Raw genomic sequence first — 13,971 nt, 5'->3', positions numbered from 1 at the left:
GTTCCCGTGACCAGAGATCTCGACGACCGCATGCATTTTGCCATCGACCTGGCGCGGCGCGCCGGCGAGCTTGGGCTGAAATATTTTCGCGACCTCGACAATTTGACCGTCGAGAGCAAGGGCCACCAGGACCTGGTCTCCGAAGGCGACCGCGAAGTCGAGCTGTTCATCCGCGCGGCAATTGCCGAGGCCTATCCACAAGACGGCATCGTCGGCGAGGAGCACGCGGCCGTGGCGGGAAAGACCGGTCATGTCTGGGTGATCGACCCGATCGACGGCACCGCCAATTTCGTGCGCGGCATTCCCGCCTGGTGCGTGGTGATCGCCTGCGCCAGGGACGGCGAGACGATTGTCGGCGTCATCCATGAACCTTCGACCGACGAGACGTTTTACGGCCGCCGCGGCGCCGGCGCCTTCGTCAACGGCAAGCCGATCAAGGCCAGCAATGCGGCGTCGCTTACCGAAGGCTCGGTCGGCACCGGGCTCTCCAACCGCGCCTCGACCAAGAATGTCGTCATACTCATCAGCCTGTTAATGGCGGAGGGTGGAGTCTTCTACCGCAATGCCTCGGGCGCGCTGATGCTTGCCTACACCGCCGCAGGCCGGCTGCTCGGCTATATCGAGGAGCACATGAACGCCTGGGACTGCCTGGCGGGCATGCTGCTGGTCGAGGAGGCCGGCGGCACGGTGCTCAAGGCCGATCCGAAGACGGTGCTCGGCCAGGGCACGCAAGTGATCGCCGGCGGCAAACGCATCTTCCCCACGCTGCAACTGCTCGCCAAGAGTTCCTTCTTACCTACGCGCTGACGGTCTGCGCGACCGCGCCCAGCGGCCGGCAGGAATTGCGGATCATCAGCCGGCCCTTGAGGACGAGCTTGCGCGGCGGCGCGTCCCTGTTGCCGGCCAATCTGTCGAGCAGGAGGTTCGCCGCCTGCTCGCCGATCGCCTGCACCGGCTGCGCCACCGTGGTTAGTTGCGGCACGAACACGTCCGACCACGGAAAGTCGTCGAAACAGGCGACCGAGATGTCTTCGGGGCAGCTGAGGCCGATGTCGCGGATCGCCTTCATGGTGCCGATCACCATAGGGTTATTGGCCGAGAAGATCGCGCTCGGCCGGTCGTGCAGCGACAGCAGCTGCATGGTCGCATTGTAGCCGTCGATCTCGTGGAAATTGCCGGAGCGCACGAGCTCCTCCGCCACCGGCAGGCCGGCCGCCTGCAGCGCCTCGCGGTAACCGGTCATGCGGCCGTGCATGGGGGATATGTCGGATGTTCCGGTGATGTAGCCGATGCGCCTGTGGCCGAGGTGGACGAGATACGTGATGGCGTCGAACACGGCGCGCTGGTTGTCCAGCACCACCGCATCGGTGTCGACGCCTTCGCAAAGGCGGTCGAGGAGCACCACCGGCACATTGGCGTCTTCGACGATGCTCTTCAGAATGCCGCCATCGCCGACGCGCGCCACGATCAGCCCGTCGACCATCCGGTCGAGCAGCAGGCGGATCTGCTCGTCCTGCGTGTTCAGGTCCTCATCCGTGCAGCACAGCATGACGGCATAGCCGGCGCGGTCGAATGCCTGCTGGATGACCGACACAACATCGGTGAAGAACGGGTTGGTGATGTGCGGCACGGTCAGGCCGATGGTCCGCGTGGTGCCCATCTTCAGGCTGCGGGCAATGGCATTGCGCTTGTAGCCGATGTCGCGGATCGCCTGCTCGATGCGCTGGCTGAGCTCCGGACTGACGGTCGCGGTGCCGTTGAGCAATGCCGAAACGGTGGCGACGGAAACGCGCGCCGCCTCCGCCACATGCAGCATGGTCGGCGCCGTTGATTTCCGCTGGTTTTTCCGCCCTGACACTGTCATTTTCGAAACGTTTCGCCGCCCTTATTTGGCTGAACCTACGTAAACCGGATGTTTTTCGCAAGAATTGAAATGCATCAACCCTCGGTTACCAGATATGCGCTTGACACATTCGAAACGTTTAGATTAGCGTTCCAGGCAGCCAAAGACGACGGAGGGAGGCCGTACTTTGTCATGCAGCGCGCTGACTCCATCACGACCGGGTCCATGACGACGGGGAATATGGCGGCCGACGGTCCAGCCGTCGTCCTCAGCGCTACCGGTATTTCCAAGCGATTCGGCGGCATCGTGGCGCTGTCCGATGTCGGCCTGGAGCTGAGGCGCGGCGAGGTGCATGCGCTGATGGGCGAGAACGGCGCCGGCAAGTCGACGCTGATGAAAATCCTCTCGGGCGTCTATACGGATTACGAAGGCGATGTGGCCATCGACGGCCGGCCGGCCCGTTTCGCCGGCGTGCGCGACGCCGAGGATGCCGGCATCGCCATCATCCACCAGGAGCTCAACCTCGTCCCCGAGCTCAGCGTTGCCGACAACATCTTCCTTGGGCGCGAAAAGCTGATCGCCGGGCTGGTCGTCGACCGCAAGGCGAGCAGCCGCACTGCCAGCGCGCTGCTGCAGCGGCTGGGCATCGAGCTCGATCCGGAAGCGCGCGTCGGCACGCTCAGGGTGGGCGAGCAGCAGTTGGTGGAGATCGCCAAGGCGCTGTCGAAGTCAGCACGCATCCTGATCATGGACGAGCCGACCTCGGCGCTGTCGCCGGCCGAGTGCGAGAGACTGTTCCGCATCATCGGCCAACTCGCGGCAAGCGGCGTCGCGATCGTCTACATCTCGCACCGGATCGACGAGGTCATGCATCTGGCGAGCCGGGTGACGGTGCTGCGCGACGGACGCCATGTGCTGACGCGGGACATGGCAGGACTGGACGAAGACGCCATCATCTCGGCCATGGTCGGGCGCGACCTTCTGGCTTCCTCGGAGCACGAACGCGGCCGCGGCGGCAAGGTGGTGCTCTCGGTCAGGGACCTGTCGCTCTCGAAGCCCGACCGGCACGGCTGGCGCACGGTGATCGACGGCGTCGGCTTCGACCTCTGCGCCGGCGAAATCCTCGGCATCGGCGGGCTGCTCGGCTCGGGCCGCACCGAAATCCTGGAGGCGATCTTCGGCTCCAGCGGCGGCCGCACTGGCGGCGAGATCCGGCTTGACGATGTGCCTATCGAGATCGGCTCGCCGCGCGAGGCCCGCCGGCTCGGCATCGCCCTGGTGACAGAGGACCGCAAGACGCAGGGCCTGCACCTCAAGGCCTCGATCACCGACAATGTCGCTCTGCCGCTGGTCGGCGCGCTGGCGCGCTTCGGGCTGCGCTCGCGCTCCGGCGAGCAAGGCCTGGCACGCGACGCGGTAAGCGCGCTCGGCATCCGCTGCGAAAATATCGAGCAGGCCGCCGGCACGCTCTCCGGCGGCAACCAGCAGAAGGTGGTCATCGGCAAATGGCTGGCGACGCGGCCGCGCGTGCTTTTGCTCGACGAGCCGACGCGCGGCATCGATGTCGGCGCCAAGCGCGAGATCTACGACCTCATCTTCAAGCTGGCCGGCGACGGGCTGGCGATCGCCGTGATCAGCTCCGAACTGCCCGAGCTTCTGCATCTCGCCGACCGCATCCTGGTCATGGCGGAGGGCCGCCAGCGCGGAATCCTTTCCCACGCGGAAGCTAGCGAAGAGGCGATCATGCGGCTTGCCGCGCCAAGACGCACCGCGAGACCTGCCGCATGAACCTCATCAGCCTTCTCTCCCGCACCAAGCTCTACTGGGGACTGATCGCCATCTTCCTGATCGGCGTGTTCGGCTCGCCGATCAGCTCCAAGGGCAACAACATCTTCCTGTCCTACGGCAACCTGCTCGACGTGCTGCGTCAGGTGTCGACCACGGGCCTCATCGCGACGGGCATGACCGCGGTGATCCTGACCGGCGGCATCGATCTTTCCGTCGGCTCGCTGATGGCGATCTGCTCGGTCGTCTGCGCCATGCTCCTGACCGTGCCGGGCGTCACGCCGTCGGCGGCGCTCGGCGTGCCGACGGTCGCGCTGGTCGCACTGTGCCTCGGCGCCCTCGCCACGCGCTTCATCCTGCTCAACATCGAGAAATCCCGCGCCGGCGCGCAAGCCGGCCGCGACGCGCGGCTGGACAAGACGCGCGGCCTGGTCGTTCCGGGCGTCGTCGGCGTGATCCTGTGCTGCCTGTCGCTGTGGTACCTGCTGCCGCAGGTCGAGACCAAGTTCGGCGTGCTCGGCGTGCTTCTGGCGGCGCCCTGCGTCGGCCTTCTGTTCGGAACCATCAACGGCTTCATCATCGTCGCCGGCCGGCTGCAGCCGTTCATCGTCACGCTTGCGATGATGGTGACGGCGCTTGGCATCGCCAGGCTGACAGCCGGTCAGAACAACGCGGTGCTGCCGGTCTATACCGGCTCCAACGCCACCGCGGAATTCGAGATCCTGCGCTCGCTGGTGTTCGGCATCGTGCCGATGCCCGGCCTGTTCTTCCTCGGTGCGATCGTGATCTACGGCGCGGTGCTGCGCTTCACGCCCTTCGGCCGCTATGTCTACGCGATCGGCGGCAATGAAGAGGCGGCGCGGCTTTCCGGTATCGCCGCCGGGCGCGTCAAGATCGCCACCTATGCCATATCGGGCCTGCTCGCCGGCATCGCCGCGGTGCTTTACGTGGCGCAGTACCGGCAAGGCAAGCCGGATGCCGGGGCCGGGCTGGAGCTCGACGCCATCGCCGCCGTGGTCATCGGCGGCACCAGCCTGATGGGCGGGCGCGGCAGCCTGATCGGCACCTTCTGCGGCGTGCTGATCTTTGGGCTGCTGTCCAACATCCTGCAGCTGCACAACATCAATTCGAACCTTCAGCTGGTGCTGAAGGGGGCGATCATCATCGGCACGGTGCTCGTGCAGGAGCGCAACGCCGGCGATCTTCTAAGCTATCTGCGCCTGCCCGGCGGACGGACGGCGCAAAAGGAAACGGCCGCAGCCAAGCGGCCGTCACAGGAGACCTCGTCTCTATAATCCGGAGGAAATAGTACCATGAAACGACGTGATATGCTGAAGCTCGCCACCTTCGCGGCGGCACTTCTTACGACCACCGCGCTCTTTTCCGGCAACCATGCCTTTGCCCAGGACAAGAAGTGGAAGATCGGCTTCTCGCAGGTGACGACCATCGAACCCTGGCGCGCCCAGTTCAACAAGGACATCATCGCGGAAGCCGCCAAGCATCCCGAGGTCGAGCTGATCATCACCGACGGCGAGGACAAGACCGAAAAGCAGGTCGCCGATGTCGAGAACCTGATCCGCCAGGAGGTCGACGCGCTTCTGGTGTCGCCGAAGGAATCGGCAGGCCTGACCGGCGTCGTGCAGCAGGCGATCGATGCCAAGATCCCGGTCTTCGTGCTCGACCGCAATGTCGAGACCAAGGACTACACCCAGTTTGTCGGCGGCGACAATGCGCTGATCGGCCGGGCGGCGGGCGAATATGCCGTCGAACTTCTCGGCGGCAAGGGCAAGGCCGCCGGCAATGTCGTCGAGATCTGGGGCGGCATGGGCACGCAGCCGGCACATGACCGCCATGACGGCTTCCACGAATTCACCGACAAGGAGCCGGGCATCAAGTACCTGCTCGACCAGCAGTCGGGCGACTGGAAGCAGGACCAGGCCTACAACATCATGGCCAACGCGCTGAAGACCAACGAGAAGATCGATCTCGTCTACGGCCACAATGATCCGATGGCCTATGGCGCCTATCTCGCGGCCAAGGACGTCGGGCGCGAAAAGGACATCAAGTTCATCGGCATCGACGGCCTGCCCAACGAAGGCGTGCAAATGGTCAACAAGGGCGAGCTGACGGCGACCTTCACCTATGTGACGCCGGGCGCCGAGGGCCTGCGCCAGGCGATCAAGTTCCTGAACGGCGAGAAGGTCGAGAAGACCATCACGCTGCCGACGGAAAAGATCACCAAGGACAACGCCGCCAAGATCCTCAAGGACAACGGGCTTTAAGTCCACGATCCCTGCCGGGCGACCTCGCCCGGCAGGGAATAGCGGAGCGCCAGGCGCTCTCCACAGCTTGCCGCCAGATGCCAAAAGCATGGCGGCAACGCCGAATTTCCGCTCTCTCGCGACCGAAAGTCACGCCTGCCAGGGCAAGCCCAGCCCTTGCCGGATCGCGGATCTGCGCGCCGCCAGCGGCATCGGCTCCAAAAAACCAAGCCGGAACAACTGGATAGAACGATCCCGCGCCGATTCCGTCGCAAATCGCGGCAAATCGCGCTCTGGTCCTTGTCAAGACAAGGGACAGCTTGCGCAGAATGCTTGCGCCCCGTGTCGCCTGTTCTTATATACGCGCCAGCCGTCCGGCCCTGAAAAGCGGGGACCGCGATGGAATTCTTATGAACAGGGGCTTTCGTCGGAACGCCTTTTCAGGGTCCTGAGAGCCTGCTTAGAGGAGAGACAAGAACAATGGCAAAAGTTATCGGTATCGATCTCGGCACGACCAATTCCTGTATCGCCATCATGGATGGCAAGGACCCCAAGGTGATCGAGAACGCTGAAGGCGCGCGCACCACGCCTTCCATCGTCGCCATCTCGAACGATGGCGAACGTCTCGTCGGCCAACCGGCCAAGCGCCAGGCGGTCACCAATCCGGAAAACACCATCTTTGCCGTCAAGCGCCTGATCGGCCGCCGCTATGACGACCCGGTGACGGAGAAGGACAAAAAGCTTGTCCCTTACAAGATCGTCAAGGGCGACAATGGCGACGCATGGGTCGAGGCCGGCGGCAGGAAGCAGTCGCCCAGCCAGATCTCGGCCATGATCCTGCAGAAGATGAAGGAGACGGCGGAAGCCTATCTCGGCGAGAAGGTCGAGAAGGCGGTCATCACCGTTCCGGCCTATTTCAACGACGCCCAACGCCAGGCGACCAAGGACGCCGGCAAGATCGCCGGCCTCGAGGTGCTGCGCATCATCAACGAGCCGACGGCCGCCGCGCTCGCCTACGGCCTGGAGAAAAAGGACGGCAAGACCATCGCCGTCTATGACCTTGGCGGCGGCACCTTCGATATTTCGGTGCTCGAAATCGGCGACGGCGTCTTCGAGGTGAAGTCGACCAACGGCGACACCTTCCTCGGCGGCGAGGACTTCGACATGCGCCTGGTCGAGTACCTGGCGACCGAGTTCAAGAAGGAACAAGGCATCGACCTGAAGAACGACAAGCTCGCGCTGCAGCGTCTGAAGGAAGCGGCCGAAAAGGCCAAGATCGAGCTGTCGTCGACGACGCAGACCGAGATCAACCTGCCCTTCATCACCGCCGACGCCACCGGGCCGAAGCACCTGACGATGAAGCTGACCCGCGCCAAGTTCGAGAGCCTGGTCGACGACCTCGTCCAGCGCACGATCGAGCCTTGCAAGGCGGCGCTCAAGGATGCCGGCCTGAAGGCGGGCGAGATCGACGAAGTGGTGCTGGTCGGCGGCATGACCCGCATGCCCAAGATCCAGGAGATCGTGAAGCAGTTCTTCGGCAAGGAGCCGCACAAGGGCGTCAACCCGGACGAGGTCGTGGCGCTCGGCGCCGCCATCCAGGCCGGCGTGCTGCAGGGCGACGTCAAGGACGTGCTGCTGCTCGACGTGACGCCGCTGTCGCTGGGCATCGAGACGCTGGGTGGCGTGTTCACCAGGCTGATCGAGCGCAACACGACGATCCCGACCAAGAAGAGCCAGACCTTCTCGACCGCCGAGGATTCGCAGAGCGCGGTGACGATCCGCGTCTTCCAGGGCGAGCGTGAGATGGCGGCCGACAACAAGATGCTCGGCCAGTTCGACCTGGTCGGCATCCCGCCGGCGCCGCGCGGCGTGCCGCAGATCGAGGTCACCTTCGACATCGACGCCAACGGCATCGTCAACGTCTCGGCCAAGGACAAGGGCACCGGCAAGGAGCACCAGATCCGCATCCAGGCTTCGGGCGGCCTGTCCGACGCCGACATCGAGAAGATGGTCAAGGACGCCGAGGCCAATGCCGAGGCAGACAAGAAGCGGCGTGCCCTCGTCGAGGCCCGCAATCAGGCCGAAGCGCTGGTGCATTCGTCCGAGAAGTCGCTCAAGGACTATGGCGACAAGGTCTCGGAGACTGACCGCGCCGCGATCTCCGACGCCATTGCCGCGCTGAAGAGCGCTGCGGAAGGCGACGATCCGGCCGATATCGAGGCCAAGTCGCAGTCGCTCGCCGAAGTTTCGATGAAGCTCGGCCAGGCCATGTACGAGGCTTCGCAGAAGGAAGCGGCCGAAGCCGACGCCAAGGCGGACGCCGCCAAGGATTCGGACGTGGTCGACGCCGACTTCGAGGAAATCGACGAAGACGACGAAAAGAAGAAGTCGGCCTGAACCGGCTGACGGCAAATCGTGCGCATGACCCCAAAATCGATATCGATTTTGGAAAGGATCATGCGCCGATTCAAAGGTGCTACAGCGTCATTTGCGCGTCCGAGAGAACGCGCGGCGCTGTAGAGCAGCCCGGCTCAAAGCCGGGCTTTTTTGCAACCTTTGTTGGAAAAGTGCGGGCTTGCCTGAAAAAGTGACGGAAAACCCGGAGCGGGGCCCGCTTGGTACTAGTATCCGGGAAACATCGCTCCTAAATCCAAGAACGTGCCGGCAAACGTCGCCAACAATGCTTGAAGACATTGAGCATCCGGACAGCGGGAAAAAATGAAAGCTGATTTCTACGAAACGCTGGGCGTGCAAAAAGGCGCCGACGAAAAGGAACTCAAGAGCGCTTTCCGCAAGCTCGCCATGCAGTTCCATCCCGATCGCAACCCCGGCGATCATGCCTGCGAGCACAAGTTCAAGGAAATCAACGAAGCCTACGAGACGCTGAAGGACCCGCAGAAGCGCGCGGCCTATGACCGTTTTGGCCACGCCGCCTTCGAACAGGGCGGCATGAACGGCGCGGCGCACGGCTTTGGCGCCGGCGGCTTCGCCGACATCTTCGAGGACATCTTCGGCGACATGATGGGCGGCCGCCAGCGCCGTTCTTCGGGCGGCCGCGAGCGCGGCGCCGACCTGCGCTACAATATGGAAATCACGCTGGAAGAGGCCTTCGCGGGCAAGACGGCCCAGATCCGCGTGCCGGCCTCGATCTCCTGCATGGAATGCTCCGGCAGCGGCGCCAAGCCCGGCACGCAGCCGGTGACTTGCTCGATGTGCCATGGCCACGGCAAGGTGCGCGCCACGCAAGGCTTCTTCTCGATCGAGCGCACCTGCCCGCAATGCCAGGGCCGCGGCCAGACGATCAAGGACCCTTGCCCGAAATGCGCCGGCCAGGGCCGCGTCACCGAGGAGCGCTCGCTGTCGGTCAATATCCCGGCCGGCATCGAGGACGGCACCCGCATCCGGCTTGCCAATGAGGGCGAGGCCGGCCTGCGCGGCGGACCGTCCGGCGACCTCTATATTTTCCTGGCGGTGAAGCCGCACGAATTCTTCCAGCGCGACGGCGCCGACCTCTATTGCAAGGTGCCGATCTCGATGACGACGGCCGCCCTTGGCGGCTCCTTCGAGGTCACCACGCTCGACGGCACCCAGACCAAGGTCAAGGTGCCGGAAGGCACCCAGAACGGCCGCCAGTTCCGGCTCAAGGGCAAGGGCATGCCGGTGCTGCGGCAGCCCAATATCGGCGACCTCTACATCCAGACGGCGGTCGAGACGCCGCAGAACCTGTCGCGGCGCCAGCGCGAGCTCCTGGAGGAGTTCGAGCAGCTCTCCTCGAAGGACAATTCGCCTCAGTCGAGCGGCTTCTTCGCCCGCATGAAGGACTTTTTCGAGTCGTTCGGCGAAGGCTGACGACCGTGACCGCATTGCGCACCGGCACCGAAGGCGGGCGCTTCCCAAGCGTCATCAACACCTTATGCCAGGCCGATACCTTGCCTTGTCCCACCCAACTGCTAAGTAGCGGACCGAGGGCGGAGCATTGAGGAGAGCTCGCATGGCACGTAGTCCCGGGTTGCGCAAAGCGCTGGCCGAAAAATTCGACGACGAGCTGAAGTTCTTCAAAGGCTGGATCGACAAGCCGAAAACGGTCGGCTCGATCGTCCCCACCAGTTCCATCACCGCCCGCAAGATGGCGTCGATCGTCAATCCGAGATCTGGCCTGCCGGTCTTGGAAGTCGGTCCCGGCACCGGTGTCATCACCCGCGCCATCCTCGCCCAGGGCGTGAAGCCCGAAAATCTTTATGCTGTCGAGTATTCGACCGACTTCGTGCGCCATCTGCGCGGGCTCTATCCCGGCGTCAACGTGATCGAGGGCGATGCCTTCAACCTCAATGCCACGCTCGGCGACAAGCGCGACATGGTGTTCGATTCGGTCGTCTCCGGCGTGCCGCTGCTCAATTTCCCGGTCGCCCAGCGCATCGCCTATATCGAAAGCCTGCTCGACCGCATTCCGCAGGGACGGCCGATCGTGCAGCTGACTTACGGCCCGCTGTCGCCGATACCGGCAGGGCGCGGCGACTACACGGTCGAGCATTTCGATTTCATCTTCCGCAACATCCCGCCGACGCAGCTGTGGATCTACCGGCGCGCCGCGCATTAGGGATAAGGGAGTAGGGCAGCAAAGCAGTAGGGGAATAGGGAATGAACGGTTCAGCTTCCGCGCTATCCCTACTGCCCTATTCCCTTATTCCCCTACTCCCTTAGCGAAGCAAGCCAATGGCAGTGATCCCAAGAATCCTCGTCTTTGCCGGCTCGGTCCGGACCGGGGCCTTCAGCGGCCGGACAGCCGACGTCGCGCAGAAGGAACTTGCCATTCAGGGCGCGGAAGTGACGCGCATCTCGCTCGGCGACTATCCGCTGCCGATCATGGACGAAGACCTGGAAAACGAAAAAGGCATCCCCGAGAACGCGGTCAAGCTCGGCCGTCAGATCGCGGCACATGACGGGCTCCTGATCGCGACGCCTGAATATAACGGCTCGATCCCGCCACTGCTCAAGAACACGATCGATTGGGTGAGCCGCATCCGTCGGGAAGGCAGCCGCTCGTTCAGGCCGCTTGCCGGCAAGCCCGTCGGCCTGTGCTCCTCCTCCGGAGGCAAGTTCGCCGGCATACGCTGCATCAACCATGTGCGCGCGGTGCTGGTGCGCTGCCAGATGGAGGTGATCACACCGGAATGCTCGGTCTCCGAGGCCCGTGAAGCATTCGCCGAGGACGGACAATTCAGGGACGCCAGACTACACCAATCGATGGAGCGCCTATGCCGTACACTGATCGAAACCTCGCGCATGCTGTCCACCCGGATCGAGGCGTGATGCATTTCGCCGAGGCCGATACCATGCGTGAGCGGCTGATCGTCGGGCTCGACCTGCCGACGCTGAGGGAAGCCGAGAAGGCAGTGCGCGAGCTCGAAGGCACTGTTTCCTTCTACAAGATCGGCTACCAGCTCGCCTTCGCCGGTGGGCTGGAGTTTGCACGCGAGCTTGCCAGCGGCGGGACCAAGGTGTTCCTCGACATGAAGCTGCTCGACATCGACAACACGGTGGCCAAGGGCGTCGAGAACATCGTCAGGATGGGCGTGACGATGCTGACGCTGCATGCCTATCCCAAGGCCATGAAAGCAGCGGTCGAGGCGGCCAAGGGCAGCGATCTGTGCCTGCTCGGGGTGACGGTGCTGACCTCGATGGACGAGCAGGACATGATCGACGCCGGCTATGAATACGACCCGCACACGCTGGTGCTGAGGCGCTCCGAACAGGCGCTGCATGCCGGCATGGGCGGCATCGTCTGCTCGGCGGAGGAAGCCGAAGCGGTACGCCGGATCGTCGGGCCCGACCTGGCAGTGGTGACGCCGGGCATCCGACCTGCAGGCAGCGACCATGGCGACCAGAAGCGCGTGGTGACGCCGGCGCAGGCAATTCGCAACGGCTCCAGCCATCTGGTCGTGGCCCGGCCGATCGTCGCGGCGCCGGACCGCCGCGCGGCGGCAGAGGCGATACTCGCCGAGATGCAGTCGGCCTGATTTTCGAACCGGAGAAAACAAATGCCCAAGGGATACTGGATCGCCCGTGTCGATGTGCGCGACGCCGAAGGCTACAAGGACTATGTCGCCGCCGCCAAGCTCGCGTTCGACCGCTTCGGCGCGAAATTTTTGGCGCGCGGCGGCGAGTATGAGAAGGCTGAAGGGCCGGGCCGCGCCCGCAACGTGATCATCGAGTTCGAGTCGTTTGCCGCGGCGCATGATTGCTACCACTCGCCCGAATATCAGCGCGCCGTGGCCATCCGCCAGAAAGTGGCCGATGGCGAGATCGTGCTGGTCGAGGGCGTTTAGTTCGTCGGCGCAGGAGTTTGGCGGGTCGGCTGTTGCTGCGTTGGCGTATGTTGGGGATAAGCTGAAACGCCCACCTTCTCGTCATCCACGGGCGGAGCAAGGAGCGTAGCGACGCGGCGTAGACCCGAGGATCCATGCCGCGACTTCTATGCGCCGCTACGGTCCGGAATTCTGCTCCGCTGCACTCCACGGCCGAGGTAACGGCATGGATTCCAGGGTCTGCGCGCGTCGCTTCGCTCCTTGCTCCGCCCTGGAATGACGAAGTCGTCAGGTCTCAGCCATCATGAAGTTGCACCCTCAACCGGTTCGCCGCCGTCTGCGCCATCGCATCGGCAAGGCTCATGCCCCATTGCCTGCGGCAATAGTCGCGAAAATCGAAGCAGGGCAGGCCGGGGCAGACTTCGAACTCGATAAGATGGACCGTGTCGTCGGCATCGACCCGGAAATCGACGGAAAAGACGTCCCTCAAGCCAAGACCGGCAATCAGTTTCTGGGCGATGGCGCGGATTTTCCGGTCGGCCGCCGGCTGGCTCGAGCCGACCGGCTCGAGCTCCGGCTCGGCATAGGTTCCCGCATCTCTAGCCGCCTGGCCGGTTTCGCCATAAAGCGCCATCGAGTCGGCCATGGTCTGGAAATCGCCGCCGGAATCGACAAAGTAGATGCCCAAAGCCTCGATGCCCGTCTCGGGCTTGAGGCCGAGGAAGCTCGCGCGCACATTGCGGCCGGCGACATAAGGCTGGACGACGACGTCGTCCCGATAATGCGCAAAGACACGCCGGCTAAGCTCCAGCGCATGGCCGAGATCGGCGATGCGCGAATCCGGCCAGATGCCGATCTTGGCGCCGAGCCGGTTCGGCTTGACGAACCAGCCGGCGGACGAGGCTGGCGGCTCGACCAGCCATTCGCCGTTGCGCGCCAGGCCGGCCGGCGGCGCCGGCAGACCGAGCGCGCCGAGCACAGCGCCGGAGCGGAGCTTGTCCTGGCAGAGCGCGAACAGCGAATCGTCGGCGCCGATGGTGCGCAGCCCGTTCAACCGCGCCAGCGCCGGCGCCACGCCACCGCGGAAATAGGCGACGCCATCGGTCAGCGTCCAGACCAGCGTCGTCTGCGGATCGGCTCTCGCCAGCACCGGCGCCGCGCCGTCGAGCTCGATGGCCATGAAGGCGAGGCCGCGCTTTTCGCAGGCGGCGGCGAGCAGTTCGAATTCGGACGCAAGATCGGTCGACTGCGCCAGATAGGAGGAGATCTCGGTGGCGCGCTCGGCTGGATAGCCATCCGCGACAAGCCGATCGAAGCAGGCCCTTTCCGGCTCATGGACAAGGATCAGCGTCGGCTGCGGCATCGAATGCTCCGGGCGAAATCAGCACGCCACCATCGCATGGCGGGAGCGTTCGGCTTGCGGGAAACCGACCGGCCCGGGCGGTTGCGTGACAGCTTAAAGCGCGTCGCGCTGAGACGGATTCCACGGTACACGACAGTCAGGGTGAGAACGGGATGATGTGTTTGGATTGAAGATTCCTCAGCAAAGGATCTTCGTCCATGACACTGATTCATTCCGCTCTCATCGAGACGTTAGGTCGGCACTTTTCGCTAAGCAAGAGCCGGCTTGTGACGCTTGCGGTGCTGATCGCCGGACTTGCCCAGTCGCGTAGCGTCAACCTTTCGCATCTGGCCGTGCATCTGTGCGGTCCGGCGCGCCATGCCTCGAAGTATCGGCGGCTACAGCGGTTCTTCCAGTTCGCCCGGCTCGACCAGG

The 13,971-nt window shown here is 64.1% G+C and carries 12 protein-coding genes and 1 pseudogene; 11 read left to right on the top strand and 2 right to left on the bottom strand.

Annotation, left to right across the window (positions count from 1 at the left end):
- The first annotated feature begins 6 nt into the window (after window positions 1-6).
- A complete protein-coding gene (locus YU3_RS0114040) occupies window positions 7-807 on the top strand; it encodes an inositol monophosphatase family protein (RefSeq protein WP_027166853.1) in 801 nt (266 codons plus the stop codon).
- Here YU3_RS0114040 and YU3_RS0114035 read toward each other — a convergent pair.
- On the bottom strand, window positions 797-1,816 hold the full coding sequence (locus YU3_RS0114035) for a LacI family DNA-binding transcriptional regulator (protein WP_027166852.1): 1,020 nt from the start codon (window positions 1,814-1,816) through the stop codon (window positions 797-799). The genes YU3_RS0114040 and YU3_RS0114035 overlap by 11 nt on opposite strands.
- Before the next feature lie 252 nt (window positions 1,817-2,068).
- Here YU3_RS0114035 and YU3_RS0114030 point away from each other — a divergent pair, with 252 nt between their 5' ends.
- The 9 genes from YU3_RS0114030 to YU3_RS0113990 all read left to right on the top strand — a co-directional run bounded on the left by YU3_RS0114030 (window position 2,069) and on the right by YU3_RS0113990 (window position 12,215).
- A complete protein-coding gene (locus YU3_RS0114030) occupies window positions 2,069-3,631 on the top strand; it encodes a sugar ABC transporter ATP-binding protein (protein WP_027166851.1) in 1,563 nt (520 codons plus the stop codon).
- A complete protein-coding gene (locus tag YU3_RS0114025; RefSeq protein WP_027166850.1) occupies window positions 3,628-4,923 on the top strand; it encodes an ABC transporter permease in 1,296 nt (431 codons plus the stop codon). The genes YU3_RS0114030 and YU3_RS0114025 overlap by 4 nt, the downstream gene beginning before the upstream one ends.
- A gap of 18 nt (window positions 4,924-4,941) precedes the next feature.
- Window positions 4,942-5,910 (top strand): substrate-binding domain-containing protein, encoded by a 969-nt coding sequence (locus YU3_RS0114020; RefSeq protein WP_027166849.1) that lies wholly within the window; start codon window positions 4,942-4,944, stop codon window positions 5,908-5,910.
- A gap of 459 nt (window positions 5,911-6,369) precedes the next feature.
- A complete protein-coding gene (dnaK, locus tag YU3_RS0114015) occupies window positions 6,370-8,286 on the top strand; it encodes a molecular chaperone DnaK (protein WP_027166848.1) in 1,917 nt (638 codons plus the stop codon).
- A gap of 321 nt (window positions 8,287-8,607) precedes the next feature.
- Complete coding sequence (dnaJ, locus tag YU3_RS0114010; RefSeq protein ID WP_027166847.1) at window positions 8,608-9,738, top strand: molecular chaperone DnaJ; 1,131 nt, start codon at window positions 8,608-8,610, stop codon at window positions 9,736-9,738.
- A 142-nt stretch (window positions 9,739-9,880) separates the two neighbouring features.
- Window positions 9,881-10,486, top strand: coding sequence for a phospholipid N-methyltransferase PmtA (gene pmtA, locus YU3_RS0114005; protein ID WP_027166846.1), 606 nt, complete (start codon window positions 9,881-9,883; stop codon window positions 10,484-10,486).
- A 116-nt stretch (window positions 10,487-10,602) separates the two neighbouring features.
- Window positions 10,603-11,199 carry an NADPH-dependent FMN reductase gene (locus tag YU3_RS0114000; protein ID WP_027166845.1) on the top strand — a complete coding sequence of 199 codons (597 nt, stop codon included), beginning with the start codon at window positions 10,603-10,605 and terminating at the stop codon, window positions 11,197-11,199.
- Entirely contained in the window at window positions 11,199-11,906 is a 708-nt protein-coding gene (pyrF, locus tag YU3_RS0113995) for an orotidine-5'-phosphate decarboxylase (RefSeq protein ID WP_027166844.1), read from the top strand. The genes YU3_RS0114000 and pyrF overlap by 1 nt, the downstream gene beginning before the upstream one ends.
- A gap of 21 nt (window positions 11,907-11,927) precedes the next feature.
- Window positions 11,928-12,215, top strand: coding sequence for a DUF1330 domain-containing protein (locus YU3_RS0113990; protein WP_027166843.1), 288 nt, complete (start codon window positions 11,928-11,930; stop codon window positions 12,213-12,215).
- Window positions 12,216-12,489: 274 nt separating this feature from the next.
- Here the strand turns inward: YU3_RS0113990 and YU3_RS0113985 are convergent, their stop codons facing one another.
- Entirely contained in the window at window positions 12,490-13,557 is a 1,068-nt protein-coding gene (locus YU3_RS0113985; protein WP_027166842.1) for a hypothetical protein, read from the bottom strand.
- A gap of 197 nt (window positions 13,558-13,754) precedes the next feature.
- Here YU3_RS0113985 and YU3_RS36515 point away from each other — a divergent pair.
- Window positions 13,755-13,971: pseudogene (locus tag YU3_RS36515) on the top strand (hypothetical protein); the annotation flags it as partial.

Origin of the sequence: Mesorhizobium sp. WSM3224 (assembly GCF_000427725.1) — a bacterium.
In the GTDB taxonomy this organism is placed as follows: domain Bacteria; phylum Pseudomonadota; class Alphaproteobacteria; order Rhizobiales; family Rhizobiaceae; genus Mesorhizobium.
Note: the sequence above shows the minus strand (reverse complement) of the source record. Positions and strands in the feature narration are given on the sequence as shown.